Origin of the sequence: Marinospirillum sp. (assembly GCF_044810985.1) — a bacterium.
Classification (GTDB): Bacteria; Pseudomonadota; Gammaproteobacteria; order Pseudomonadales; family Halomonadaceae; genus Marinospirillum.
The window spans coordinates 2,243,570-2,268,177 of the sequence record NZ_CP085242.1; the positions used below are offsets into that span (position 1 = coordinate 2,243,570).

At 54.0% G+C, this 24,608-nt stretch carries 27 protein-coding genes and 1 riboswitch; of the genes, 10 read left to right on the forward strand and 17 right to left on the reverse strand.

Going from position 1 to position 24,608, the window contains the following annotated elements:
* Positions 1 to 8: 8 nt before the first annotated feature.
* Complete coding sequence (locus LG323_RS10515) at positions 9 to 935, reverse strand: DMT family transporter (protein WP_404415834.1); 927 nt, start codon at positions 933 to 935, stop codon at positions 9 to 11.
* A 153-nt stretch (positions 936 to 1,088) separates the two neighbouring features.
* Between LG323_RS10515 and LG323_RS10520 the strand changes: the two genes are divergently transcribed.
* Together LG323_RS10520 and LG323_RS10525 are read left to right on the forward strand one after the other, a co-directional pair.
* Complete coding sequence (locus LG323_RS10520) at positions 1,089 to 1,637, forward strand: TRAP transporter small permease subunit (protein WP_404415837.1); 549 nt, start codon at positions 1,089 to 1,091, stop codon at positions 1,635 to 1,637.
* 3 nt (positions 1,638 to 1,640) lie between these two features.
* On the forward strand, positions 1,641 to 3,035 hold the full coding sequence (locus tag LG323_RS10525) for a TRAP transporter large permease subunit (protein ID WP_404415840.1): 1,395 nt from the start codon (positions 1,641 to 1,643) through the stop codon (positions 3,033 to 3,035).
* A gap of 71 nt (positions 3,036 to 3,106) precedes the next feature.
* Here the strand turns inward: LG323_RS10525 and LG323_RS10530 are convergent, their stop codons facing one another.
* On the reverse strand, positions 3,107 to 4,225 hold the full coding sequence (locus tag LG323_RS10530) for a TRAP transporter substrate-binding protein (RefSeq protein WP_404415843.1): 1,119 nt from the start codon (positions 4,223 to 4,225) through the stop codon (positions 3,107 to 3,109).
* Between the two features lie 175 nt (positions 4,226 to 4,400).
* On the opposite strand from LG323_RS10530, the gene LG323_RS10535 reads away from it, so the two are divergent.
* Both LG323_RS10535 and LG323_RS10540 read left to right on the forward strand, forming a co-directional pair.
* On the forward strand, positions 4,401 to 4,724 hold the full coding sequence (locus LG323_RS10535) for a DUF2288 domain-containing protein (protein WP_404415846.1): 324 nt from the start codon (positions 4,401 to 4,403) through the stop codon (positions 4,722 to 4,724).
* A complete protein-coding gene (locus LG323_RS10540) occupies positions 4,721 to 5,398 on the forward strand; it encodes an RluA family pseudouridine synthase (RefSeq protein WP_310696615.1) in 678 nt (225 codons plus the stop codon). The genes LG323_RS10535 and LG323_RS10540 overlap by 4 nt, the downstream gene beginning before the upstream one ends.
* 64 nt (positions 5,399 to 5,462) lie before the next feature.
* On the opposite strand, the gene LG323_RS10545 is transcribed toward LG323_RS10540, so the two are convergent.
* The 7 genes from LG323_RS10545 to thiS form a co-directional block, all read right to left on the reverse strand.
* A complete protein-coding gene (locus tag LG323_RS10545; RefSeq protein WP_404415850.1) occupies positions 5,463 to 8,195 on the reverse strand; it encodes a cation-transporting P-type ATPase in 2,733 nt (910 codons plus the stop codon).
* A 128-nt stretch (positions 8,196 to 8,323) separates the two neighbouring features.
* Complete coding sequence (ahcY, locus tag LG323_RS10550) at positions 8,324 to 9,715, reverse strand: adenosylhomocysteinase (protein WP_404415853.1); 1,392 nt, start codon at positions 9,713 to 9,715, stop codon at positions 8,324 to 8,326.
* Between the two features lie 22 nt (positions 9,716 to 9,737).
* Positions 9,738 to 9,815, reverse strand: a riboswitch (S-adenosyl-L-homocysteine riboswitch).
* 92 nt (positions 9,816 to 9,907) lie between these two features.
* Complete coding sequence (locus LG323_RS10555; protein WP_404420132.1) at positions 9,908 to 10,513, reverse strand: putative adenosine monophosphate-protein transferase Fic; 606 nt, start codon at positions 10,511 to 10,513, stop codon at positions 9,908 to 9,910.
* Positions 10,510 to 10,680 (reverse strand): YhfG family protein, encoded by a 171-nt coding sequence (locus LG323_RS10560; RefSeq protein WP_404415856.1) that lies wholly within the window; start codon positions 10,678 to 10,680, stop codon positions 10,510 to 10,512. Before LG323_RS10560 ends, LG323_RS10555 begins: the two co-directional genes overlap by 4 nt.
* A gap of 126 nt (positions 10,681 to 10,806) precedes the next feature.
* A complete protein-coding gene (gene trmB, locus LG323_RS10565; protein ID WP_404415859.1) occupies positions 10,807 to 11,535 on the reverse strand; it encodes a tRNA (guanosine(46)-N7)-methyltransferase TrmB in 729 nt (242 codons plus the stop codon).
* A complete protein-coding gene (locus tag LG323_RS10570) occupies positions 11,532 to 12,320 on the reverse strand; it encodes a thiazole synthase (protein WP_404415861.1) in 789 nt (262 codons plus the stop codon). Before LG323_RS10570 ends, trmB begins: the two co-directional genes overlap by 4 nt.
* A gap of 14 nt (positions 12,321 to 12,334) precedes the next feature.
* Complete coding sequence (gene thiS / locus LG323_RS10575) at positions 12,335 to 12,535, reverse strand: sulfur carrier protein ThiS (protein WP_310696610.1); 201 nt, start codon at positions 12,533 to 12,535, stop codon at positions 12,335 to 12,337.
* An 86-nt stretch (positions 12,536 to 12,621) separates the two neighbouring features.
* On the opposite strand from thiS, the gene LG323_RS10580 reads away from it, so the two are divergent.
* Positions 12,622 to 13,515: a DMT family transporter gene (locus tag LG323_RS10580; protein ID WP_404415864.1), complete on the forward strand. Its 894-nt coding sequence runs from the start codon at positions 12,622 to 12,624 to the stop codon at positions 13,513 to 13,515.
* Here the strand turns inward: LG323_RS10580 and LG323_RS10585 are convergent.
* Positions 13,508 to 13,933: a PaaI family thioesterase gene (locus LG323_RS10585; protein WP_310696608.1), complete on the reverse strand. Its 426-nt coding sequence runs from the start codon at positions 13,931 to 13,933 to the stop codon at positions 13,508 to 13,510. The genes LG323_RS10580 and LG323_RS10585 overlap by 8 nt on opposite strands.
* Positions 13,934 to 14,099: 166 nt before the next feature.
* Here LG323_RS10585 and LG323_RS10590 point away from each other — a divergent pair, with 166 nt between their 5' ends.
* A complete protein-coding gene (locus LG323_RS10590; RefSeq protein ID WP_404415868.1) occupies positions 14,100 to 14,882 on the forward strand; it encodes a RimK family alpha-L-glutamate ligase in 783 nt (260 codons plus the stop codon).
* Here the strand turns inward: LG323_RS10590 and LG323_RS10595 are convergent.
* The 3 genes from LG323_RS10595 to pyrE are packed head-to-tail and all read right to left on the reverse strand — an operon-like array spanning position 14,868 to position 17,492.
* Positions 14,868 to 16,211 (reverse strand): deoxyguanosinetriphosphate triphosphohydrolase, encoded by a 1,344-nt coding sequence (locus LG323_RS10595; RefSeq protein WP_404415871.1) that lies wholly within the window; start codon positions 16,209 to 16,211, stop codon positions 14,868 to 14,870. The two genes, LG323_RS10590 and LG323_RS10595, sit on opposite strands and share 15 nt — an antisense overlap.
* Before the next feature lie 9 nt (positions 16,212 to 16,220).
* Positions 16,221 to 16,808 carry a YfaZ family outer membrane protein gene (locus LG323_RS10600; RefSeq protein WP_404415874.1) on the reverse strand — a complete coding sequence of 196 codons (588 nt, stop codon included), beginning with the start codon at positions 16,806 to 16,808 and terminating at the stop codon, positions 16,221 to 16,223.
* A gap of 39 nt (positions 16,809 to 16,847) precedes the next feature.
* Positions 16,848 to 17,492 carry an orotate phosphoribosyltransferase gene (gene pyrE / locus LG323_RS10605; RefSeq protein ID WP_404415877.1) on the reverse strand — a complete coding sequence of 215 codons (645 nt, stop codon included), beginning with the start codon at positions 17,490 to 17,492 and terminating at the stop codon, positions 16,848 to 16,850.
* Positions 17,493 to 17,575: 83 nt separating this feature from the next.
* Here pyrE and LG323_RS10610 point away from each other — a divergent pair, with 83 nt between their 5' ends.
* A complete protein-coding gene (locus LG323_RS10610) occupies positions 17,576 to 18,331 on the forward strand; it encodes an exodeoxyribonuclease III (protein WP_404415880.1) in 756 nt (251 codons plus the stop codon).
* Between the two features lie 47 nt (positions 18,332 to 18,378).
* Here the strand turns inward: LG323_RS10610 and rph are convergent, their stop codons facing one another.
* A complete protein-coding gene (gene rph, locus LG323_RS10615; RefSeq protein ID WP_310696602.1) occupies positions 18,379 to 19,098 on the reverse strand; it encodes a ribonuclease PH in 720 nt (239 codons plus the stop codon).
* A gap of 59 nt (positions 19,099 to 19,157) precedes the next feature.
* Here rph and LG323_RS10620 point away from each other — a divergent pair, with 59 nt between their 5' ends.
* Entirely contained in the window at positions 19,158 to 20,021 is an 864-nt protein-coding gene (locus LG323_RS10620; protein ID WP_404415884.1) for a YicC/YloC family endoribonuclease, read from the forward strand.
* A 27-nt stretch (positions 20,022 to 20,048) separates the two neighbouring features.
* Here LG323_RS10620 and LG323_RS10625 read toward each other — a convergent pair whose 3' ends face one another.
* The 3 genes from LG323_RS10625 to ahpC form a co-directional block, all read right to left on the reverse strand.
* Complete coding sequence (locus LG323_RS10625) at positions 20,049 to 21,044, reverse strand: serine hydrolase domain-containing protein (protein ID WP_404415887.1); 996 nt, start codon at positions 21,042 to 21,044, stop codon at positions 20,049 to 20,051.
* A gap of 132 nt (positions 21,045 to 21,176) precedes the next feature.
* The gene (ahpF, locus tag LG323_RS10630) at positions 21,177 to 22,763 is read right to left on the reverse strand and encodes an alkyl hydroperoxide reductase subunit F (protein ID WP_404415890.1); all 1,587 of its coding nucleotides are present in this window, start codon (positions 22,761 to 22,763) and stop codon (positions 21,177 to 21,179) included.
* Between the two features lie 81 nt (positions 22,764 to 22,844).
* Positions 22,845 to 23,411, reverse strand: a complete 567-nt coding sequence (gene ahpC / locus LG323_RS10635) for an alkyl hydroperoxide reductase subunit C (protein ID WP_310697820.1) — start codon at positions 23,409 to 23,411, stop codon at positions 22,845 to 22,847.
* Positions 23,412 to 23,613: 202 nt separating this feature from the next.
* Between ahpC and gmk the strand changes: the two genes are divergently transcribed.
* A complete protein-coding gene (gene gmk / locus LG323_RS10640; protein WP_404415893.1) occupies positions 23,614 to 24,234 on the forward strand; it encodes a guanylate kinase in 621 nt (206 codons plus the stop codon).
* Between the two features lie 85 nt (positions 24,235 to 24,319).
* Complete coding sequence (rpoZ, locus tag LG323_RS10645) at positions 24,320 to 24,571, forward strand: DNA-directed RNA polymerase subunit omega (RefSeq protein ID WP_310697822.1); 252 nt, start codon at positions 24,320 to 24,322, stop codon at positions 24,569 to 24,571.
* The last annotated feature ends 37 nt before the right edge of the window (positions 24,572 to 24,608 follow it).

Here is a 24,608-nt window from a genome sequence, read left to right on the forward strand (position 1 = left end):
AATAGAATTCATCCACTTTGTTTGCGGCCCAGGAGGGTGGCCAGCCAGATGCCGGTAAAGATAAAGGCAATCCCCGCCCAGTGAAAAGTCTCCAAGCGCTCGGCCAGAAACACGCTGGCGAGAAGTATGCCCCACACCGGAATCAGATGAATAAAGTAGCCTGCCCGGTTCGGTGTCAGAATCTCCACCCCCTTGTTCCAGAACAAAAAGGCGGCAATGGACGCAAAAAGAGCGACATAGCCAATACTCAAAAGACTGGTTTTGTTGAACGTCAGGGTGCGCTCCAGTACCCAGTGTTCATGCAAATAAAAGGGTGTTAAAAACAGCCAGCCCAGTACCACGGTCAGGCCAAAAAAAGCCATGCCGGGCAAACCGGCAGGACGACGACACAGCAGGGCTGAATAAAGTGCCCAACTGATGACGGCACTGAGAATCCAAAGATTGCCGCTGCCTGTACCCAGTTGGGTCAGTAAATCCAGGGGAGAACCTTTGCTGACCAACACCCAGATGCCCACCAGAGACACCAGCATGCCCGCTATTTGCAATTGATTGACTCTTTCTTTGTAAAGCACCCAGGAAAACCCCAAAATAAAAACCGGGCAGGCTGAGAGAAGAAGGATGGCATTACTGGCAGGCAGGCTTTGCAGACCCAGATAAACCAGGGTATTGAAACCGGTGACCCCGAGTAAGGACATCAGGGCCAGCAGCTTCCAGTTGTCCAGCAATACCGACCTGGCTTGCCACAAAGGCCGGATGACAAAGGGCAGAATAATAACCAGGGCAACCAGCCAGCGCCACCAAGCCAGGGCAATAGGCGGGATGTCGGCGTGAACAGCCCGGCCAACCACAAAATTGCCCCCCCAGAAAAGGGTGGTCAGTACCAAAAGCAGATAAGCCAGCCATTCCGACTTTTTAATGCTTGATTGTGAAGACATGAGCGGAGCACCGAATCAGAGATGACAAAGCGCCATCTTGAGTGTTTTGCTCAAGAATATCATGTATTCTTGCCCACTTATGAGGAAATTCAAGCACAGGAAAAGTGCGTCAGCTAATCTACTACCTACTGATAATTATAAGAGGGCTACAAAGTGCAGGCTATAGCGCTGATCGTCCGTATTATTAGCCGGTTCAACATCCTGATCGGGCACTTTTTTTCCTGGTTTTCCCTGGGTATCGTGCTGGTTTGCTTTACGGTTGTTGTGCTGCGCTACGTGTTTTCTTCAGGAGCTATCTGGTTACAGGACCTTTACGTCTGGCTGAATGCCATGATGTTTATGGGAATCGCAGGCTTTGCTCTTTTCAACAACTCCCATGTCCGGGTGGATATTTTTTACCGCCCTGCCTCGCGCCGACACAAGGCCAGGGTCGACATGTTTGGCAGTCTCTTCTTTGTTGCACCCTTTGCTTTTGTGCTGGTTTACTGGAGTCTTCCCTATATACAACGCTCCTGGCAGTTTATGGAAGGCTCCTCGAATTTTGGCGGGATGCCGGGGCTTTACGTTGTTAAAAGCTTTGTTCTGGTGTTTGCTTTTGTAGTGGCCATCCAGGCTCTGGCGATGTTCCTGCGGGGCGTTCTGGTGCTGATGGATAAAGAGCATCTGCTGCCGGAAGAATACCGTTACCAGGAGGACCAGTAGATTATGGATTATCAAGTGGTCGGTGAAATTCTTTCGGTCATGATGTTTTTTGGCATTATTGGCGTCTTGATGCTGGGCTATCCCGTGGCTTTTTCCCTGGCAGGGGTTTCTCTGGCTTTTGCCGGTGTGGGTTACCTGCTGGGTGCTTTTGACCCCTCCAACCTGAGCGGCCTGGCTTCCCGCTATATTGGCGTCATGCTCAATGAGGTTTTGGTGGCGGTGCCCCTGTTCATTTTTATGGGGATGATGCTGGAGCGCTCGGGTATCGCCGAGAAGCTGCTGATCACCATGGGGCGTCTGTTTGGCACTCTGCGTGGTGGTCTGGGGCTTTCGGTGATCGTGGTGGGTGCTCTTCTGGCTGCCTCCACAGGTATTGTCGGGGCCACCGTGGTGACCATGGGCCTGCTGTCGCTGCCAGCCATGATGCGCGCCGGTTACGATCCACGTCTGGCCAGTGGTGTTATTTGTGCTTCCGGCACGCTGGGGCAGATTATCCCCCCTTCAACCGTTCTGATTTTCATGGGGGACATGCTGTCCGGTATCAATGCGCGTGTACAGATGGACATGGGCAACTTTGCACCCACCCCGGTCTCCGTGGGTGATCTTTTTGCCGGTGCCTTCCTGCCCGGTCTGATGCTGGTTGGTCTGTATATGCTGTGGATGGTCATCAAGGCCGTCAGAGATCCGCAAAGCTGTCCTGCATTGGTGATTACCGATGAAGACAGGCGCAACCTGGGCCGGGATATTCTGACCAGCCTGGTGCCCCCTTTAATGCTGATTCTTGCGGTTTTGGGTTCCATTCTGACCGGTGTAGCCACCCCGACCGAATCAGCCTCAGTGGGTGCCGTGGGGGCGATGCTCCTGGCAGCTTTGCGCAAGAAGCTGACTCTGACCAGTCTGCGTCAGGTGATGTTGGCAACGGCCAATACCACCACCATGATTTTCATCATTCTGTTGGGCGCTTCGGTGTTCTCGCTGGTGTTCAGGATGCTGGGCGGTGAAGAACTGGTGAATGACTTTCTCAACAGTCTGCCGGGCGGCAAGCTGGGTGCGATTGTCTTCGTGATGCTCTTGATGTTCTTCCTGGGCTTCATTCTGGACACTTTTGAAATCATCTTTATTGTTTTGCCGATTACCGCACCGGTACTCTTGATGATGGGCGTTGATCCGGTCTGGCTGGGGGTGATGGTGGCTGTGAATCTGCAAACCAGTTTCCTGACTCCGCCCTTCGGGTTCTCGCTCTTCTACTTGCGAGGGGTGGCCCCTGGGTCGGTCTCGACGCGCATGATCTATGAAGGTGTTCTGCCGTTTGTGGTTCTGCAGTTGGTCGCCATAGGCTTGCTGGTGGCTTTCCCCGGTATCGTCACCTGGTTACCGGAATTGCTTTACGGCAGCTAGGCAGACAACCCTGCAATAAAAAAGCCCCGCTCAATCGAGCGGGGCTTTGGCGTTAAGGTTGCAGGAAGGGCTTAGCTGTACTTGATGTACTTCTCACGGGCCAGACCGAACTTCTGATCCACCAGCTCGGTACGTGTACGCAGCAGGTTGAAGTTTTTCACATAACTCTGGGCTGTTTCACGAGTCAGCGGATCCTTGTGCTCTCTCAGCTCATTGATGATGTCCATGGCGGCATTGGCACCGGCTTCCAGAAGGTCTTCCGGGAAGGTGCGCAGGTTGACACCATGCTCTTCAACCAGTTTCTTCAGCGCGACAGGGTCATTGGCGTAGAAGTCGGAAGCCACCTGGTCGTATTCCGCCTGACAGGCAATTTCCACAATTTCCTGAAGGTGCTTGGGCAGCTCCGAGAACTTGGACTTGTTGACCACCAGCTCGGTCGCCAGGCCTGGCTCATTGAAGCTAGGCAGGTAGTATTCTTTGCAGATCTGGTGGAAACCCAGAGCCAGGTCGTTATAGGGCCCCACAAACTCAGCGGCATCCAGGGAGCCGGATTGCAAAGCCTGATAAATTTCCCCGGCTGCCATGTTGACCACATTGGCGCCCATGCGGCTCCAGACTTCCCCGCCCAGGCCGGGAGTGCGGAAGTTGATACCCTGAACATCATCCAGGCTCTTGATTTCCGAGCGGAACCAGCCCCCGGCCTGAGTGCCGGTGTCACCGGACAAAAAGCCTTTGACGCCGAACTGGTCATAAACCTTGTCCCAGATTTCCTGACCGCCCATGTAACGAACCCAAGCGGACAGCTCGCGGGAAGTCATACCATAAGGCACCCCGGTGAAGAAGGAGGTTGCCGGGCTTTTGTTTTGCCAGTAATAGGCAGCACCGTGACTCATTTCAGCCGAGCCTTCAATAACCGCATCAAAAGACTGCAGGGGCGGCACCAGCTCACCTGCGGAGTAGACCTTGATGGTCAGTTCACCACCGGACATGGCGGTAATCCGGTCGGCCAGGCGCTGGGCACCCACACCCAGGCCGGGAAAGTTGCGTGGCCAGGTTGTGACCATACGCCAGGTTTTGCGGTTTTGGGCAATAGCGGGTGCAGCAACACTGGCCGTGGCAGCAGCACCGGCACCCAGAGCTGCGTTCTGGATAAATTTGCGGCGTCCTGGATTGAGTTCTTTATTTTTCATGTTGGGAAAGCTCCGAATCTTGATTTTTCTTATTAAGTGATACGGTCTGCTGTTTAGCATCCCTGGCACGAATGAATTAAAATGCCACGCTTGCCAGCAGCCTGGTTAAATACTACACACAAAATCGGCTCCAATAACAGTAAAAAATCATTTTCCAATCAATTGAGGTAGATCAATGAGTGAAGAAATCCCGGATGCCCAGGATCCAGAGATGTTGCGCCAGAAGCTGGCCCTGGAAACCGCACCGATTGCCTGGCGTGAACTGGAGCGTTTCCATGCCCGGGGTGTTGTGGTTCAGGCAGCTGAAACCCTGGATCTGGTGGAAGTGGGTTATCAGCTGACACAGGACAATAAGTCGCAGGTGGAGCAGTGGATGCAGGCCGGTGAGCTGGGTTCGGTGGCGGATGCTGATGCTCGTGACTGGCATGCAAGCAACCGGGAAGTCTGGGCCCTGGTGATTGCCCCCTGGGTGTTGATACAAAAAGACAAGCCTGCATGAAGAGCGTTTTTGCTGCTGAAGATTATCATCCCCCCACGCAACCCTGGCTGGATCTTCTTTACCAGGATGAATGGCTGGCCGTGATCAACAAGCCTGCTGGCCTGCTTTCCAACCCAGGGCGAGACCCTGGATTAAGCGACAGTGTGGCCAGTCGCATCAAAAGTCTTTCCCCTTACGCTGAGTTGGTGCACCGGCTGGATATGGACACCTCAGGGGTGCTTTTGCTGGCGCTGCGCAAGAAAACGGAAAGTGCTCTCAAGACTCAGTTTCAGGAACGTCAAACCCGAAAAGTGTATCTGGCCCGGGTCTGGGGGCAGCCACCGGAGCCGGAAGGCGAAATTGACCTGCCCCTGATTTGTGACTGGCCCAACCGCCCCTTGCAGAAAGTCTGCCATCAAGAGGGCAAGCCATCCCTGACTCGTTACCGGCTGCTGGAGCAGGATCAGCAAACCAGTCTGTTGGAACTCTACCCGGTCACGGGCCGCTCTCATCAGTTGCGGGTTCATCTGCAGTCTCTGGGTTGTCCCATTCTGGGTGACCGTTTTTATGCCACCGGCCCGGCCCTGGAGGCCAGTGACCGCCTGATGCTGCATGCCCGGCAGCTTACTTTTACGCACCCTGAATCCGGGGTGGAGATGAGCATCACGGCCCCTTGTTCGTTTTTCTCCTCCTGATGCCGCTCATCAAAAAAGCCGGAGGCTGAAGGCCCCCGGCTTTGTTCAATGCTGCAGAACCTGCTCAGTGTTTGCTGGTTCTGGCCTTTTTCGCCCGCCAGATACCCTTTTCCACCTCCACCAGCAGCAAGACCACCAGCCCATAAGCCAGCATCATGCCCCAGTGATAAAGCTCCAGAGGAGCACTCTGGAAGAGCAGGTTCATTAGTGGCGTATAGATAAAAGCCAACTGGGCAAGCAGCATGGCGCCGATACCGGCCCAGATCCAGAGGTTGGAAAACATGGGCGTCTGGAACAGGCTTACAGTCAGCGAGCGGCAGTTGAAGAGATAAACACTCTGCACCACCACAAAGAGAGTAACCGCCAGGGTGCGTGCGACTTCCTCGGTTTCACCCTGAATCAGGGCCCACTGGAAAAGCCCAAAGGCACCAATCAGCAGCAGGGTACTGACCGAGAAGATACGACCAATCATTTCCAGGGTGAGAATCGAGGAATCCGGTTCACGGGGCATGCGCTTCATGATGCCGGGCTCCTTGGGTTCAAAGGCCAGCATCAGCCCCAGAAACACGGCCGTGGTCATGTTCAACCAGAGGGCCTGGACGGGAAGAACCGGCAGGGTGGCCCCGATCAGTATGGCAACCATAATCACCATGCCCTGACCCAGATTGGTGGGCAGTATCCAGGTGATGAATTTCACCAGGTTGTCAAAGACGTTGCGGCCTTCTTCAACCGCACCTTCAATGGTGGCGAAGTTGTCATCGGTCAGCACCATGTCGGCGGCTTCCTTGGAGACCTCGGTGCCGGCAATACCCATGGCGACACCGATATCGGCTTTTTTCAGGGCCGGTGCATCATTGACGCCATCACCCGTCATGGCCACCACATGCTTTTTGGCCTGCAGGGCGGTGACCAGTTTGAGCTTTTGCTCGGGAGCGACACGGGCAAACACTGAAACCTTCTCAACCACTCTGAGAAGCTCATGGTCGCTCATCTCAGACAGTTCACGTCCGGTGAGCACCCGGTGCTCATCGGCATCCGGGTCAGGATTGCTGATACCGATTTGCTGGGCAATGGCGCGGGCGGTTAAAGCATGGTCGCCGGTGATCATCTTCACGGCAATACCAGCTTTCTGGCAGGCCTCCACCGCGCGGATGGCTTCCTGGCGGGGTGGGTCGATCATGGCCTGCAAACCGACAAAGGTGAGCTGCTCGGCGTCCTCCTGGCTCAGGAAGCGATCAAAGGTTGTTTCATCCGTGGGTACTTTTTGAATGGCCAGGCACAGAACGCGCAGCCCCTGGGCAGCAAATTTGTCGGCCATGGCCGTGATTTTGTCGCGATCCAGGTCAATCAGGTTGCCATTCTCATCCTGGGCATCCTTGCAGCGAATCAGGGTTCGTTCCAGGGAGCCTTTGAGAACAATGGCGTTATGCTCGGCATCGTATTGATGCAGAGTGGCCATGTACTGGCGGTCGGATTCAAAAGGAATGGCATCCAGGCGTTCATGCTTTTTCAGCAGATCTTCCTTGTCCAGCCCCGCTTTCAGGGCCGAAGTAATCAGCGCACCTTCGGTGGGGTCACCCTGAACCTTCCAGAAGCCCTCTTCGTCAATCAACTCAGAATCATTATTGATCAGACCGGCGAGCAGGCAGGCTTTCAGCCCTTCAGGAAGCTGATCCAGCGTCTGGTCATCCGCATTCCTGACTTCACCTTCAGGAACATAACCGCTACCGGTCAGGCTGTATTCTTGGTCACCTGCAAAAAGCTTTTGCACCGTCATCTGGTTTTCAGTCAGGGTGCCGGTTTTATCGGAGCAGATAATGGTGGTGGAACCCAGGGTTTCCACAGCGGGTAGCTTGCGTACTATGGCATTGCGAATCGCCATGCGGCGCACACCGATGGCCAGGGTGATGGTCACCACTGCAGGCAGGCCTTCGGGTATGGCAGCAACGGCCAGAGCCACAGCCGCCATGAAGGTTTCCACCCAGTTCTGACCGTGCATCAGACCCACGAAGAAGGTGATACCTGCCAGCACCAGAATCACATAAAGGAGGATTTTACTGAAAGCATGAATTTTCTGGGTCAGAGGTGTGTCCAGGCTGACCGCTTCGGAAATCATGTGGGCGATTTTGCCGGTTTCCGTGTCATCGCCAGTGCCGCTGACCACCCCCATGCCGGAGCCATAGGTCACCAGGGTTCCCGCAAAAGTCATATTAACCCGGTCAGCGAGTACTGTGTCCTTGTCGAGCTCGGCTCTTTCTTTTTGCACAGCAACGGACTCACCGGTCAGGGCTGATTCATCGATTTGCAGGTCACGGTTTTTGAACAGGCGCATGTCCGCAGGCACCTTGTCGCCGGAAGCCAGCTGGACGATATCACCGGGAACCAGTTGTGTGGCGGGCACGGTCATTTTTTTGCCGCCGCGGATGACGGTGGCACTGGCCGACATCATTTTTTTCAGGGAGTTGATCGCCTCTTCGGCCTTGGCTTCCTGCAGATAACCGATGATGGCATTAATCATCACCACGCCGAAGATCACCCCGGAGTCGACATATTCCTGGAGGAAAAAGGTAACGGCGGTGGCAACCAGCAGTATATAAATAAGGGGGTTGTGAAACTGCAGCAAAAAACGTTTGATGGGGGATATGGGCTTTTGTGCGGTGATGCTGTTTTCACCAAACAACCTGATCCTTTCTTCTACTTCCTGCTCTGACAAGCCTTCATGATGATCACTTTTCAAGGCTTCAAATACATCTTCTTCGGCGAGATGGTGCCAAAGATCTTTCGGTAAGTCTTTCACGGCTATCCTCCATTTGCGCTGCACAAAATCAATCCTACCACACTCAATGAAGGGTTGAAGTGATATTTGCAAGGCAAGAAAAAGCCCGCCATTCCCGGAGGCTGGCGGGCTGGAATCAGCCTGAAAGCTTAGTAGCGGTAGGCATCCGTCTTGAAGGGGCCTTGCTGGGGTACGCCCAGATATTTGGCCTGTTCTGAGGTCAGTTGGGTGACCACGCCACCGAAGCCCTGCACCATATAGCGGGCGACTTCTTCATCCAGCTCTTTGGGCAGAACTTCCAGGGTGATCTTTTGTGCTTTCTGCTCAGCAGGCAGGTTGCCAAAGTCACCCTTGAAGAGGTGGATCTGAGCCAGTACCTGGTTGGCAAAGGAGCCATCCATGATGCGGCTGGGGTGGCCGGTGGCATTGCCTAGGTTGACCAGACGACCTTCAGAGAGAAGAATCAAATAGTCATTGCTGGCTTCGTCAAACTGACCCGGCTTGCCGTCACGGAAGATTTTGTGAACCTGGGGTTTGATTTCCTGCCAGGCCCAGTTTTCACGGGTGTAGGCCGTATCGATCTCATTGTCGAAATGGCCGATGTTGCAGACCACGGCTCCCTTTTTCAAAGCTTTCATCATCGGGGCGTCACAGACGTGGACGTTGCCTGTGGTGGTCACCAGCAGATCAATTTTACCCAGAAGGGTTTTATCGACACCGTCATCTCTGCCGGTATTTTTGCCATTGATGTAGGGGGAAACCACTTCGTAGCCATCCATGCAGGCTTGCATGGCACAGATGGGATCGACTTCAGTGACCTTGACGATCATGCCTTCCTGACGCAAGGAAGCAGCAGAACCTTTGCCGACATCACCATAGCCAATGACCAGTGCCTGTTTACCAGACAGCAGGTGATCGGTGGCGCGCTTGATGGCATCGTTCAGGCTGTGGCGGCAGCCGTACTTGTTGTCATTCTTGGATTTGGTGACGGCATCATTGACGTTAATGGCAGGTACTTTCAGGGTGCCGGCTTCCAGCATTTCCAGCAAGCGGTGAACACCCGTGGTGGTTTCTTCGGAAATACCGTGGATGTTATCCAGCAGCTCCGGGTATTCCTTGTGCAGAATTTCGGTCAGGTCACCGCCGTCATCCAGAACCATATTGGGTGTCCAGCCATCTTTACCTTCAATAGTCTGTTTGATGCACCAGAGGTATTCTTCCTCGGTTTCACCCTTCCAGGCAAAAACCGGAATACCGGCAGCAGCAATGGCGGCGGCAGCATGATCCTGGGTGGAGAAAATATTGCAGGAAGACCAGCGCACTTCAGCACCCAGATCAATCAGAGTTTCAATCAGCACGCCCGTCTGGATGGTCATGTGAATACAACCGGCAATACGGGCACCTTTCAATGGCTGTTCCGCATGGTACTTTTTGCGAATGGTCATCAGCGCAGGCATTTCGCTTTCCGCGATATGCAGCTCCTTGCGGCCCCAGTCGGCCAGGTTGATATCAGCAACCTTGAAATCATTAAAAGCGGTCATAGACACTCCGTTTAACAGTTAAGTTGAACGGGCGCCGTTGAATCTTGTTTCCTGCTTTGAGCCTGACAGACATGAAGCTGCTGCAGCGCCCCTCAAAACAGGGAAGGGTGGCAGTCATCAAGGACTGCGCGGGAAAGATTATAACTTAGCAAGTGCCTGAATGCAGGCTCTGCCGGTGAATTTTTCTGGAGGCTACAAAGCGGGAATTTCATCGCCAATGCATTGATCAAACACTTTGCTCAGCGCCCTGTAATCGCAGGCTACTGCATTGATGTTTGCCTGAATCCATTCGGCGGGATCAACTTTCCACCAGTTGATTTGGTAGCCGGTATTGATAATGAGATGCTCAAACATCAGTCGCTGGGCCCGGCCATTACCTTCACGAAAAGGGTGAATTACGTTCAAGTCACCATAGTATTCGGAAACAGCATCCACGAGGTCTGCCCGACTTAGATCTTCCAGCCAATGAGCACTCGATAAGCTCAGAAAAAGCTTGTTAGCTTCAGGTTCAATACGTTGCACGTTACAAAAGCGTGTACCGCCCTTGGCTAGATCAATGGTGCGAATCTTGCCCGCCCAGCTATAGATGTCTCTGAACAGCTGGCGATGAATGTTCTGGAGGTAGAGGAGGTCGTAAGGCGGTAGAGTGAAACTGATTTCACTGGCTGCAATGGTAGTCAGCTCACGTTCCACATCAGCAAGTTCCTGTTCATCGCTCAGTGCCAGACGATTCTTCAGGGTATGAGTGTTTGGGTAACAATAGGGGTCTTGCCCCGTGCCGTATTTATCCAGACTCAGGGCTTCACCTTCCCGTAACGTCGAAGAATTTCTTCCCGGGAGGTCAGGGTCTGACTCGCATCTTCGGGTTGTGTCTGGTATCCCTCCAGGCGCAGACTGGCCGCAAAGTTGGAGCGACGGGTCTGAGCGAAATAGGCTTTTTTAGCCTCGGTGCTTAATGCTTTCACATCATTACTCCCGGAACTGTATGAAACTGCTCCACGATCAGAAGATGCCTGACCGTTAAAGCTGTTGCAGTATTGCCTGTTTAATTATAACTCACGACCACCAGTGTTGCAGTCAGCCGCGTTTGATCAGCTGTCTCGCTGATAAATCAGGTCCCAGACACCATGCCCGAGTTTCTCGCCACGTTGTTCAAACTTGGTCAGGGGGCGGGTTTCCGGCCGGGGTACAAAGTCGCCTTCACTGGCGGTGTTGCTGTAGCCGGGTGCGGCGTTCATGACGTCACGCATGTGTTCGGCATAGGCTGCCCAGTCGGTGGCCTGGTGAAAGCGCCCACCGATTTTGAGTTTCCTGCGCACGATTTCCACAAAAGGCGGCTGTACGATCCGGCGTTTGTGGTGTTTTTTCTTCGGCCAGGGGTCGGGAAAGAAGAGCTGGAAGAGATCAATGGATTCATCCGGGAAACACCGGTTGAGCACTTCCACGGCATCATCACGGTAAACCCTGAGATTATCCAGATTCAGGTCTCCGGCTTCACACAAAAGCTTGCCGACACCGGGCAGATGCACTTCGATGCCGATGAAGTCATGATCCGGCAGAGCCTGCAGTTGTTCCAGCAGGGAATTGCCCATGCCAAAACCCACTTCCACAACTAGAGGGGCCTGACGGCCAAAAACTTCTGCCGGATTGATGCGTCCATCTTCCAGATTGAGGCCGTAATGCGGCAGAAAATCATCCACTCCCCTTTGCTGGGCTGCGGTCATGCGGCCCTGGCGCAATACAAAACTGCGAATGCGCTTGTCGTGAATGGCATCATCGGCCCGGTCGTGTTGCTTGTCTTGCTGCTGGGTGGTGCTCATGAATGAATCAGTCCTTCCAGAGGTGAGCTGGCGCTGGCATAGGCTTTTTTCGGCATGCGACCGGCCAGGAAGGCTTCACGCCCGGCTTCTATGGCTTTTTTCATGGCACTGGCCATCAACACGGGGTTTTTCGCATGGGCAATGGCGGTGTTCATCAACACACCTTCGCAGCCCATTTCCATGGCCAGGGCAGCATCAGAAGCGGTGCCGACACCGGCATCCACCAGAACAGGCACCTGGGCATCTTCCATGATCAGACGGATGTTATGGGGGTTGAGAATACCCAGACCGGAACCGATCAAAGAGCCCAGAGGCATAATGGCAATGCAGCCCATCTGTTCCAGCTCTTTGGCCGCAATGGGGTCGTCATTGCAATACACCATGACTTCAAAACCTTCGGCAATCAGCTTTTCGGTGGCGGCAAAGGTTTCGCGCATGTTTGGATACAGCGTCTTCTGGTCGCCTAGCACTTCCAGCTTGACCAGGTTATGGCCATCCAGTAGCTCACGGGCCAGCATGCAGGTGCGCACGGCCTCTTTGGCGTTATAGCAGCCAGCGGTATTGGGCAGCAGGGTGTAGCGATCCGGGGAAATGACATCCAGCAGATTGGGTTCATCCGGATTCTGGCCGATATTGGTCCGGCGCACGGCAACCGTGACGATTTCTGCACCGCTGGCGGCTATGGCTTCGCCGGTTTCCTGCAGGTCTTTGTACTTGCCGGTTCCCACCAGCAGGCGTGAGGAAAATTCCCGCGTGCCGATTTTGAAAGTGTCTTTTGTGGTCATGCCTGCTCCTGAAATTAACCGCCGCCTATGGCGTGAACAATTTCCACCCGATCACCGGCTTGCAGTGGCTGGGTGGCATGGCGGCTTTTGGGAATGATTTCTTCATTGACTTCAACGGCCAGGCGCTTGCCGACCAGTTGCAGTTGTTCGAGGAGTTCAGCCACGCTCTGGCCTTCTTCAAGCTGATGGGTTGCCCCGTTCAGTGTGATTTGCATGCGATCCTCCAGTTTTCGGCTCTATTCTACCGGATTTTTCCAAGGCTGTTATCCTCTTGTGTTTTCGATTTGGGGTGAGGTGGCCTTTGGTTAAAGATCAGAAGAAAGCGGTTTTCTTTGCACTGGGTGCGGTGGCTTGCTGGTCAACGGTTGCGACGGCTTTCAAGTTGACCCTGGCGTATTTTTCCGTGTTGCAACTCCTGCTGGTGGCAACGGGCTGCTCAGTGATCCTCTTGCTGTTGCTCCTCTGGCGTCAGCAAAAGTTGCCTCTGCTGGGTTATTGGTTCAGGCAGAAGCCGGGATTTTTTCTGCTGTCCGGCTTGATGAACCCACTGCTCTACTATCTGTTGCTGCTTTATGCCTATGATCTCTTGCCGGGACAGCAGGCTCAGACCTTGAATTATACCTGGGCAATTACTCTCAGCCTCTTGTCCGTACCTTTTCTGGGCCAGGTGATTCGCAAGCAGGATTGGCTGGCGATTATTCTGGGCTATCTGGGTGCTGCGGTGATTGCCACCCGTGGCGATTTGCTGGGTCTGAGTTTTGTCAGTGGCTGGGGTGTTTTGTTGGCTCTGGCTTCGACACTGGTCTGGTCGGCCTACTGGATCATCAACACCCGCAATCAGGCTGACCCCCTGGTGGCCCTGACCCTGAATTTCATTCTGGCTTTGCCATTGATTGCCCTGGCAACCTGGATCGGATCAGACTTTCAGCTGGTGGCTTGGCAAGGCTGGCTGGGCGCGATTTATCTGGGGCTGTTTGAGATGGGGTTTGCTTTTGTGATGTGGTTGCTGGCCATGCAGTATGCAGAAAGCACAGCCAGAATCTCCAACCTGATTTTTATTTCCCCTTTTGTATCCCTGGTTTTGCTGTATTTTCTGGTGGGTGAACCGATTTATCCGGCCACCCTGATCGGGTTGGTAATGATTATCCTGGCACTGATGATTCAGCAGTACAAGGGGGCCAAAAAACCTATTTAGCCGGAGGAACCGAATAACTGGCCACGACGTGAGCCACCAGGGTTTCTGTATCCCCTTCACTGTAAAGCTCCACCTCGCCGATGATCAGGCGTTTACCCTGTTTCAGCAATCGGGCCTTGGCCATCAGGGCCTTGTCCGATTTGGGTTTGTTGAGAAAGTGGCAGGTAAAGTCGGTGGTCACGGCCAGGGCAACCGGGCCGATTTTTGAGAGCAGGGCAACATAGAGAGCCACATCAGCCAGAGCCATCATGGTCGGACCGGATACAGTTCCACCGGGGCGCAGGTGGCTGGTGTCCACGGGCAGGCGCAGCAGGCTGTAGTCTTCTTCCACCTGGCTGACTTCACCCAGGTATTGCGGAAACTCCTGTTCCAGAAAAGCAATCATCTCTTTGCGGTTCATTTTCAGACTGCTGCTCATTTCAGACCCTCTTGTGTTGAATGCATGCAGAAAATTATGCAGCAGTGACAAGGTCTTGTAAGTAATTTCCGGTATTCGTGCGTGACTCGTGGGTTTTATTGCTGGTTCGGCTCCAGATTTGCGATTAAGATGCCGGGGCTTTCTCCTTTCCCTGAGGTTCATCACTTTGAAACTGATTTCCTTTGACGCCCTGCGTACTTTGGGACTGCCGGGTGTGCGCTACATCAAACCCGACCGCATGTATGACCACCTGGATGAAATCAGGGATGCCGACTGGCTGTTGTTTCCCGAATACTGGCAGATCAATACCCTGCTGTATGGCTTGAAGAAAAAAATCTTCCCCAGCCCGGCCAGCTATTATCTGGGTCATAATAAGGTGGAGCAGACGAGGGTTTTCAAGGCGATTTGCCCGGAACATCTTCCGCAAACAGCCATTCACGGCAGCTCGCGTTCGGCCTTGCAGGAGATTCTCGATACCTTTGATTTTCCCCTGGTCGCCAAAGCCATCAAAAGCTCTCGGGGTGAAGGCGTTGCCCTGCTCGAAACAGAAATGGAGCTTTTTGACTGGGCGGCCAATCAGGACACCCTGTATATTCAGGAGAAGCTGGATATTGACCGGGATCTGCGTGTGGTCTGGGTCGCTGGAGAAATCCTGGATGCCTATTGGCGCATTGCCCCTGAAGGTGGCTTTTTGAACAATATCTCCCAGGGAGGGCGGGTGAGCCGGGAAGCGATACCTGAAGTGGCGTTGGATCTGGTCAGAAAGCTGGCCACCCAACTTGATATTGATCATGGCGGGTTTGATCTGGCCCTGGTGGATGGTTGGCCCTATCTGTTTGAGTTCAATCGCCTGTTTGGCAGCCAGGGCATGCTGGTAGGGCAGATTAGTTTCAGTGAGGTGCTTCTGCGGCACTTGAGTCAGGTCGCCGGGGTTTCAGCTGTTTCTTAGATTGCTGATCTGGCCGCTCATTTCCTGGGCGACATCCACGGCATAGTTGTCGGTCATGCCACCAATGAAGTCCAGCGCCCTGCGGTAACTCTGGTAAAGAGGCCAGTCCTCTTCCGGCATGTTTTCGCCAATCAGGGCCAGAACTCGCTGGTGCTTGAAGCTCAAGGCGCCGGGCTGATGATGACGGGCATTGCAGGCTTCGCAGAAGGTTTCCAGGAGAGTGCCGAGGGTGGTGTAGGCTCCAATTTCCAGCTTGGCCTTGCGTTGGTTGTGAAAGATGCGATCCCGGGCGAGGATTTTGGCCTGTCCAATTCCCTGGGCGATGGCCGGTGGACAGACATCAATCAAATCCTGTGCAAAACGACCTTCCAGCAGTTCGTCCTGATGCTGAACAAAAGCGGCAATCACGGCCTCCACCATCTTTTCCATAGCCTGTCCCCTGAGAGCAGCAATGCGGCGCCGACGCGAGGCATTCGCCAGTTGGGAAAAATCCTGGGGCTGTCCGCCACCAATACTTTCCAATATCTCAGCCACTTCCTGATAACCCAGAATTTCCATTTCCAGACCATCCTCCAGATCCAGCAGGGCATAGCAGATGTCATCGGCTGCTTCGACCAGATAAACCAGGGGGTGGCGCGCCCAGCACCAATCTGCGGTCTGGATCAGTCCCAGGTGTTCAGCTGTTTGCTGGAGTTGGTGTTTTTCGGTTTGGAAGGCGGAAAACTTACCTTTAGGGCCAGCATGTTCAACTGTCCAGGGGTATTTGAGCATGGCTCCCAGAGTGGCATGGGTCAGGCGCATGCCACCTGAGAACTGGTTGTATTCAATCTGGGTGACGACCCGAAAACCCTGGGCATTGCCTTCAAAGGTCAGCAAATCCTGGCGTTCATTGCCACTCAGGCCTTGCAAAAGTCCACGCGATTCAGCCTGCTGAAACCAGTCACGAATGGCGTATTCACCGGCATGGCCAAAGGGCGGGTTGCCGATATCATGGGCCAGACAGGCAGCCTGAACAATCACGCCCAGATCCGCCGCTGTAATCCAGCCGGGGAGCCGGTCTTTCAGATTTTCACCGGCCAGCATGCCCAGGCTGCGACCAACACAGGCAACTTCCAGAGAATGAGTCAGGCGGGTATGGATGTGATCATTGTTAACCAGGGGGTGAACCTGGGTTTTGCGCCCCAGGCGGCGAAAAGAGCCGGAAAAGATAATCCGGTCATGGTCTTTGTGAAAAGGGCTGCGTCCAGGCTCTTCACGGGAAGAGCGGCGGCTGCCCAGTCGACTGGGACTGAGCAGTTGCTGCCAGTTCATCCTGAAGTGTGCAGGCATCAAACCGCCTTAGAAATTCAGGCGAAAGCCAACATGCAGGCTGTCTTCCAGAGTGTCATCAAAGCCCTGTTCCGTTTCCAGGTGCAGATAACGATAGCCCAGGAAAATATCGGTATTCTGGATGGCCCGATAGGCAACCCGGAAGCCGGCTTCATAAAGCTGCTCTGTATCACCAAAGCTGGTTACCTTGGGCGCAAACCAGCCATAACCGCCCAGAGAAACATGGGGAGCACCGGGCACGATATGGTAAAAAAGCCCGCCCACAGCTACGGCAGCTCCTGCTGTGTCGGCAGGAGCATCATAGGCATAGAGACGCGCACCGACCCCGGCACGGTACGTCTGATTGTCCGTTTCCACACCCTGGAAACCTGCGGTGGCCACTACAGAAGAATCAGCATCCTGGTGTTCGGTGTAAAGAGCACCAAAATTGACGTGCAGGTTATTGGCCCCACTGACCGGCTTGTCAAATTCAAACTGGATGGTTTCATTATTCAGGTTGGCTTCAATCGACCCGGGAGCCAGACTGAAGGCTGCGACCTGAGTGGAAAGTCCCAGTAACAACAGGGTTGCTACACTACTTAGTTTTTTAACCAGCATTTTGGAAATCCTTTGGTGAAGAAAATAAAAACAGTTTACTTAAACCCCGTAGGTACGGCGATAATTTTCAATGGCATGAGCATAAGACTGCAAGTCTGAATGCGCGTTCAAGTATTCAAAAATGTTATTCAGAGTAATGATGCTGGCAACGGGAATGCCCAGATCCTGTTCCACCTCCTGGATGGCTGAGCGTTCACCCTGCCCGCGTTCCTGGCGATCCAGAGCAATGACCACCCCGGCCACCTGGGCACCAGCCTCTTTTATCTGTGGCAAGACTTCACGGATTGCCGTGCCCGCTGTAATCACATCATCAATCAGCAGCACTTTTTTACCCTGAAGGTCGGCACCCACCAGTTGACCGCCCTCGCCGTGAGCCTTGGCTTCTTTGCGGTTGAAGGCAAAAGGGGTGGGGCGCTGGTATTCACTGGCCAAAGTGCTGGCTGCTGCAGCGGCCAAGGGTATACCCTTGTAGGCAGGGCCAAAAAGGACATCAAAGTCCAGTTCAGCGCGTTGAATGGCCTCTGCATAACAGTGGCCCAGCTTGACCAGGGCTTCACCGGTATTGAAAAGACCGGCATTGAAAAAATAAGGACTCACTCGACCGGACTTGAGAGTGAATTCACCAAAGCGTAAAACCTGTTGTTGTATGGCAAAATCAATAAAGTCTTGTTGATAATCAAGCACAGCAATTCCCCTAAAGTATTAAGGTCAGGTATCATACACCCTAAATAAACGTGTAACCACGCAGGAACGGGAACTACTCACGTATGAAAGTGATCACCCTGAATGTTGGCGGAATCAAACAAGCCGTAGAAAAAGGTTTCCTCGAATGGCTCCAGGAGCAGGATGCAGATGTGGTTTGCGTCCAGGATGTGCGCACCAAGGCCTACAAGCTGGGTGATGCAATCGAGCGTCCGGAGGGTTGGGAAGGTTATTTCTTTGATGCCGAGCAGGATGATTTTGCCGGTACCGGCATTTATTGCCGAACCATGCCCAAGGCCATCATGACCGGTCTGGGTTTTGAGCTGGCTGACCGTGAAGGTCGTTTTATCCAGGCGGATTTCGATAAGGTCAGCGTCTGCAGCTTTCAGATGCCCTCGGGAATCAATCCGGCGGAAAAAAAGCAGTTTATGGAGCAGTTTCTGGAATATTTGACCAAGCTGCGCCGCAAACGCCGTGAATACATTATTTGCGGTTCCTGGAATATTGCCCACAAAACTCTGGATCTGGCCAATTGGCAGGATAACCAACTGAGTATCGGTTTTCGTCCCGAAGAGCGTGCCTGGATGGATCAGGTCTTTGGACCGCTGGGCTATATCGATGCTTTTCGTGAGGTGAACCGTGATGCGGACCAGTATTCCTTCTGGCCCAGCATGGAACTCGACAGGGGCAGGCAGGAAGGCTGGCGTCTGGACTACCAGGTGGTGGGGCCCAACCTGCGCCGCAACATCAAAAAGGCCTGGATTGATCCTAGCGTTAAGTTTTCAGCGCATGCTCCCGTCTATGTGGAGTATGAACTCTAAACTGGAAGCTTCCTGAAGAAAGCCGGGCAAGCCCGGCTTTTTTGACTTCAGGTGTTTTCCAGCGCTTTCTTCTGCAAGGCCACCAGCTCTTCGCAGCCTTTTTCAGCCAGAGCCATCATGGCATTCATCTCCTCACGCGAGAAAGGCTGGCCTTCAGCGGTGCCCTGAACTTCAATGAACTGGCCGCTTTCGGTCATCACCACATTCATATCGGTTTCACAGGCTGAGTCCTCGGCATAATCCAGATCTAAAACCGGTTCGCCTTTGTAAATACCCACGGAAACCGAAGCAATGTATTGTTTGAAAGGGTCGCTTTTCAGCAGCTTCTGCAATTGCAGGCTGCGCAGGGCATCCACCAGGGCCACACAGGCACCGGTGATGGAAGCGGTGCGCGTGCCGCCATCGGCCTGAATAACATCACAATCCAGGGTGATGGTGTATTCACCGAGTTTTTTCAGATCCACAGCCGAGCGCAAGGAGCGACCAATCAGACGCTGGATTTCCAGAGTGCGGCCACCCTGTTTGCCGCGAGTGGCTTCACGGTTGTTGCGAGAATGGGTGGCACGCGGCAACATACCGTATTCAGCCGTCAGCCAGCCCTGGTTCTTGCCACGCAGCCAACGCGGTACGCCTTTTTCGACACTGGCCGTACAGATCACCTGAGTATTTCCAAAGCACACCAGTACAGAGCCTTCGGCATGACTGGTAAAATGACGGGTCAGGGTGATTTCTCGGGTCTGGTCGGGGGTTCTTCCGCTGGGTCGCATGGGTTCTACCTAAAGCCTTGAATGAATGAACTGCGCATTATACACACTAAGGATTCAACATGATTGCCAGCATGACCGCCTTTGCACGTCGTGAAACCCATCTGCCCTGGGGCAGCCTGAGTTGGGAAATCCGTTCCGTGAACCAGCGCTATCTGGAGCCTTCTTTCCGCCTGCCGGAAAGCCTGCGCAATCAGGAAACCACCCTGCGTCATCGTCTCAAACAAAAACTGGCGCGCGGCAAACTCGACCTCACTCTGAAATTCTATCCAACCGATGACAACCAGGAGCTGGTTTTAAATGAGCCCCTGCTGGAAAAGCTGGTGACGAGTGCCGAAAAAGTGTGCAGCAAAATGGCCAAGGCTGCACCTCTTGATCCGCTGAAACTGCTGGAATGGCCGGGTGTGATTCAGGCCAGCGAAACCGATGAAGAAGAAGTTCAAGCCCAGGTGCTGGCGCTCTTTGATCAGGCGCTGGACGATCTGCAGGCCCACCGTTTGCGGGAAGGTGAAGCCCTGGCCGCGATGCTGGAAGAACGCCTGGTTCAAATCACCACCCATCTGCAAAACGCCCAGGCTTATTTGCCCGCTGCTCTGGAAGCCTGGCGCACCTCTGTTCTGGAAAAAGCAGCCAAATTGCAGGTCGAGGTTGACCCCCAGCGTCTGGAACAGGAAGTCGTACTGCTGGCGCAAAAACAGGATGTCGCCGAAGAGCTGGATCGCCTCGAAGCCCATGTCACCGAAGTGCGTCGTGCACTAAAAACAAAAGGGCCTGTGGGTCGTCGCCTGGATTTCCTGATGCAGGAAATGAACCGCGAAGCCAACACCCTGGGTTCTAAAGCCATGAACCTCGACATGACACAGGTTTCCGTGGAATTGAAAGTCCTGATCGAGCAAATGCGCGAGCAGATCCAGAATATTGAGTGAAACCCACTGAGTTGTTTTGGCTCAACTTCATGCCGCCTTGGCCAACTCCAAAACCGGCCCGTCCAGCAATTCCATCAAGTCAGCAAAATACCCCTTTGAGTGAGCCGGAGTGTTCGGGTCGGAGGTGATGGCAACCGCCAGTTTGTGTTCAGGGTGGGCTGCGATGGTCTGACCCCCATAACCCCGTGCCATGACGTAGCCACTTGTGGAAATAAACCAGCCGTAGCCATAGTCGAGGCCGGAATAGGGTGACTGGGTCCGGGGAATCATGGAGGCATGAATCCAGTCTTCGGGAATGACCTGCTGTCCTTCAAAACGGCCCTCGTCACGCATGAGTTGTGCAACAGCAAGCATCGCTCTGGGGGTCAGGGCCATGCCATTGCCGCCCAGATAATAACCTTGTGGATCACGTACCCAGGGTGGGATTCTAAATCCCAGTGGATCGCCCAGACGCTCTCTGGCGAGCTGTAAAAGGCTTTGCCCGGAAGCCTCGGTAAGAACGGCACCCAGAATATGGCTGGTGCCGGTGGAATAGACCATACGCTGGCCTGGCTCAGCCACTTGAGGCCGGGTCAGGGCATTGGCAATCCAGTTGGGTGAGTTCACCCAGGCACCATAACGGGGGCCGGATGTTCCTTCGAGTCCAGCCTGAAGAGTGACCAGATCTTGCAGGGTTATTTTATCCACACCCTCAGTTGCATCTGCCGGAATCAGTTTGGGAGCGACCTGGACCAGGCGGCGATCCACTGATGCGATTTCATCTCTGGCAATGCAGCTTCCCAGCAGCAGGGCGACCAGGCTTTTCGAGCAGGACTTGATATAAGCAAAAGAATCCAGCCCCGGCCCTCTGGGAGCCTGAGCATAGATGACCTGATCACCCAACTGAACCTGAATGGAATGCAGCCGGGTCAGTGAACGAATCACTCGATCAAGCGCAGGCTGGCTGTGCCCGAAGGCGGAAGGCAAAAAAGGCAAAGCCAGACCGGAAAGAGCGAGCTGGTTAAAAGTGCGACGAGAGATCATGGTTTTGCCTCTTGGATTCAATGAAGTCGTGGACGGCATTGAGAGAGTAGTACATCTGCTGGATACCCCAACAAAAAACCGCCCCTCGGGGCGGCAAGCACAGCAATTGACTCTCGCGTAAACTACGGCAGATTAACCGGCTGCAGCCGCTTCCTGCTTGCGTTCTTCCGGTGACGGGGTGCGGATCAGGTGGTCGAAAGCACTCAAGGCAGCTGTCGAACCAGCCCCCATGGCAATGATGATTTGCTTGTAGGGAACCGTTGTGGCATCACCGGCAGCAAAAACACCGGGCATATTGGTGGCGCCACGATTATCAATTTCAATTTCCCCGAAGCGACTGAGTTCCAGGTCGGAGCCCTTCAGCCATTCGGTGTTGGGCACCAGGCCGATCTGGACAAAAATGCCGGCCACATCCAGTTGCTTGCTTTCGCCACTGCTGCGATCTGTGTAATTCAGGCCGACCGCTTTCTGGCCATCACCGCGCACTTCAGTGGTCATGGCATGGGTGATGATTTCCACGTTCTTCATGGAGCGCGCCTTGGTTTGCAGCACCTGGTCGGCTTTCAGGGTGTCGCCGAATTCCAGCACGGTCACGGATTCCACGATGCCCGCCAGATCAATGGCGGCTTCAATGCCTGAGTTACCGCCACCAATCACGGCCACCTTCTTGCCCTTGAACAAAGGGCCGTCACAGTGGGGGCAGTAGGCCACGCCCTTGCCACGGTATTCCTGCTCACCGGGCACCTTCATTTCCTTCCAGCGAGCACCCGTGGCGAGGATGACACTGCGGGTTTTCAGGGTGGCACCGCTTTCCAGTCCGATTTCAATATATTCGCCCTGCTTGAGGCTGGAGGCCTTTTGTTCAGTGACGATGTCCACATCATAGTCTTTGACGTGCTGTTCCAGATTGGCAACCAGTTTGGGGCCTTCGGTGTAGGGCACTGAGATGAAGTTTTCAATGCCGACGGTGTCCATTACCTGACCGCCGAAGCGCTCGGCAACCACGCCGGTACGAATACCTTTGCGCGCAGCATAGATGGCTGCGGAAGCACCGGCAGGGCCACCGCCCACGACCAGAACTTCATAAGGCTCGCGTTCATTCAATTCGGCAGCCTTGCGCTCGGCACCGCCGGTATCCAGCTTGTTGACGATTTCATTCAGGGTCATGCGGCCCTGGCCGAAGTGTTCACCATTCAGATAAACAGAAGGCACGGCCATGATCTGTTTTTCTTCCACTTCATCCTGGAAGAGAGCGCCATCCACCATCTGGTGAGTGATGTTGGGGTTGATGGTGGCCATTAAATTCAATGCCTGAACCACATCGGGGCAGTTCTGGCAGGACAGCGAAATAAAAGTTTCAAAATGGTACTCGCCGGGCAGATTACGGATTTGCTCGATCAATTCCGGTTCGGCCTTGGAAGGGTGTCCACCTGCCTGCAGCAGAGCCAGTACCAAAGAGGTAAATTCGTGGCCCATGGGAATGCCCGCAAAACTGACGCGGGGGGACTGGCCTTCAGCGGCTATCGCCAGACTGGGTGTGCGCTGGGCAGAGCCCTTTTCCTTGAGGCTGATTTTGGAAGACAGCTCGGCAATTTCTGCGGCCAGCTCCTGTAATTCGGGTGCTTTGGGTTCACCGTTACTGGACACGCTCAGCTCAATCGGGGTGACGATCTTCTGTAGATAAGTGTCCAGTTGCTGCTTGAGATTGGCATCTAACATGGTGCGTGTCCTTTGGTGACAAACATTAAGTAGGGTCTTGCGGAGTCCCGCCAGCCCGAAGGCTGACGGGTGGGGTCGGCTTTAGATCTTGCCAACCAGGTCCAGAGATGGAGTCAGAGTGGCATCGCCTTCTTTCCACTTGGCAGGGCAAACTTCGCCGGGGTGGTTGCGCACGTACTGAGCGGCTTTCACCTTGCGCAGCAGGTCGTCAGCATCACGGCCAATGCCTTCAGCAGTGACTTCCATCGCCTGAATGACGCCATCCGGGTCGATCAGGAAGGTGGCGCGGTCAGCCAGGCCAGCACCTTCGCGCATCACGCCGAAGTTGTTGGTGATGTTGCCGGACTGATCGCCAACCATGTAGTAGTTGATCTTGCCGATGGTGTCGGAAGAGCTGTGCCAGGCTTTGTGGGTAAAGTGGGTGTCAGTGGACACAGAAAAAACTTCCACGCCCAGCTTTTGCAGTTCTTCGTACTTGTCAGCCACGTCGCCCAGCTCGGTGGGGCAAACAAAAGTAAAGTCGGCTGGGTAGAAGAAGAAAACAGACCACTTGCCTTTGACATCGGCTTCACTGATTTCCACGAATTCACCCTGTTTGAAAGCAGTGGCATTGAAGGGTTTGATCTCGGTATTGATTGCTTGTGGCATCTTAATAAACTCCTTGAGTTTAAGTGGGTTGATGAATCTTTATTGCTTTGACAGGGTTTATACTAGGGTCTGATGCCAGATACTGGAAATTGATTAAATCCAATAGTGCAATTGGAAATACCTATTGAGTCGCAGCCATGCCAAGAGGCAGGTAAACTGGCGGGCTTTCCAACACTTGCTCAATGTCTACAGGGAGTCTGCCATGTCGCAGCCAAAAGGCCGTTTGTATATTCTTTCCGCCCCTTCAGGTGCTGGCAAAACCAGTTTGGTTGCTGCCCTGCTGGAGAAACTGCCCAAGCTGGAAGTTTCCGTGTCGCATACCACCCGTGCGCCCCGTCCCGGCGAAGAAGACGGGGTCAATTATCACTTTGTCAGTAAAGCAGAGTTCCAGAAGCTGGTGGATGAAGGTGCTTTTTTCGAGTCGGCTGAGGTGTTCGGCAATTACTACGGCACTTCTCAGCAGGCCGTGGCGCAGCGCATGGCGGCCGGGGTGGATGTGATCCTGGAAATTGACTGGCAGGGTGCCCAGCAGGTGCGCAGAAAAATGCCGGAGGCCATTAGTGTTTTTATCCTGCCGCCCTCCCAGGAAGCATTGCGCGAGCGTCTGAACAACCGCGGGCAGGACAGTGAAGCAATCATTGAGGGGCGTATGCAGCAGGCCATTAGTGAGATGAGTCATTACCCGGAATATGACTATCTGCTGGTCAATGATGATTTCCAGCAGGCACTGAACGAACTGCAGGCCATTTTTATTACGCAAAGGCTGACCCTGGACAGTCAACAGCAAAGCCAGGCTGGTCTTCTGGAAAATCTTTTAAAATAAACTGCCTCTTGTTGTGAGGCCTTGCGCTCCGCTACAATGGTGGGTCTGGTAAAACCTTCCCACTGCTATTGTCAGGTGTCACTCCATGGCTCGTGTAACTGTTGAAGATTGTCTTGAAAACGTAGAAAACCGCTTTGAACTGGTGATGGTTGCGACCCGTCGCGCACGACAGCTCACTCTGGGCGGCAAAGACCCCCACGTCGCCTGGGAAGGCGATAAGGCAACCGTGGTTGCCTTGCGTGAAATTGCTGAAGGCCATACCGATGTATCCATTCTTGATGAGGCTGAAGTAAAGGCTCTCGAGGCACAGGAAGAACTCCAGCAGCAGGACTACTGATTTCATGCTGCTTATTGCCCGCCTGTATTCCAGTCTT

Coding starts and splice junctions, on each gene's coding strand:
- LG323_RS10515 (WP_404415834.1), bottom strand. CDS start 935: ATGTCTTCACAATCAAGCATTAAAAAGTCGGAATGGCTGGCTTATCTG.
- LG323_RS10525 (WP_404415840.1), top strand. CDS start 1,641: ATGGATTATCAAGTGGTCGGTGAAATTCTTTCGGTCATGATGTTTTTT.
- LG323_RS10530 (WP_404415843.1), bottom strand. CDS start 4,225: ATGAAAAATAAAGAACTCAATCCAGGACGCCGCAAATTTATCCAGAAC.
- LG323_RS10535 (WP_404415846.1), top strand. CDS start 4,401: ATGAGTGAAGAAATCCCGGATGCCCAGGATCCAGAGATGTTGCGCCAG.
- LG323_RS10540 (WP_310696615.1), top strand. CDS start 4,721: ATGAAGAGCGTTTTTGCTGCTGAAGATTATCATCCCCCCACGCAACCC.
- ahcY (WP_404415853.1), bottom strand. CDS start 9,715: ATGACCGCTTTTAATGATTTCAAGGTTGCTGATATCAACCTGGCCGAC.
- trmB (WP_404415859.1), bottom strand. CDS start 11,535: ATGAGCACCACCCAGCAGCAAGACAAGCAACACGACCGGGCCGATGAT.
- LG323_RS10570 (WP_404415861.1), bottom strand. CDS start 12,320: ATGACCACAAAAGACACTTTCAAAATCGGCACGCGGGAATTTTCCTCA.
- thiS (WP_310696610.1), bottom strand. CDS start 12,535: ATGCAAATCACACTGAACGGGGCAACCCATCAGCTTGAAGAAGGCCAG.
- LG323_RS10585 (WP_310696608.1), bottom strand. CDS start 13,933: ATGAGCAGCAGTCTGAAAATGAACCGCAAAGAGATGATTGCTTTTCTG.
- LG323_RS10595 (WP_404415871.1), bottom strand. CDS start 16,211: ATGCCTGCACACTTCAGGATGAACTGGCAGCAACTGCTCAGTCCCAGT.
- LG323_RS10600 (WP_404415874.1), bottom strand. CDS start 16,808: ATGCTGGTTAAAAAACTAAGTAGTGTAGCAACCCTGTTGTTACTGGGA.
- LG323_RS10610 (WP_404415880.1), top strand. CDS start 17,576: ATGAAAGTGATCACCCTGAATGTTGGCGGAATCAAACAAGCCGTAGAA.
- rph (WP_310696602.1), bottom strand. CDS start 19,098: ATGCGACCCAGCGGAAGAACCCCCGACCAGACCCGAGAAATCACCCTG.
- LG323_RS10620 (WP_404415884.1), top strand. CDS start 19,158: ATGATTGCCAGCATGACCGCCTTTGCACGTCGTGAAACCCATCTGCCC.
- LG323_RS10625 (WP_404415887.1), bottom strand. CDS start 21,044: ATGATCTCTCGTCGCACTTTTAACCAGCTCGCTCTTTCCGGTCTGGCT.
- ahpF (WP_404415890.1), bottom strand. CDS start 22,763: ATGTTAGATGCCAATCTCAAGCAGCAACTGGACACTTATCTACAGAAG.
- ahpC (WP_310697820.1), bottom strand. CDS start 23,411: ATGCCACAAGCAATCAATACCGAGATCAAACCCTTCAATGCCACTGCT.
- gmk (WP_404415893.1), top strand. CDS start 23,614: ATGTCGCAGCCAAAAGGCCGTTTGTATATTCTTTCCGCCCCTTCAGGT.
- rpoZ (WP_310697822.1), top strand. CDS start 24,320: ATGGCTCGTGTAACTGTTGAAGATTGTCTTGAAAACGTAGAAAACCGC.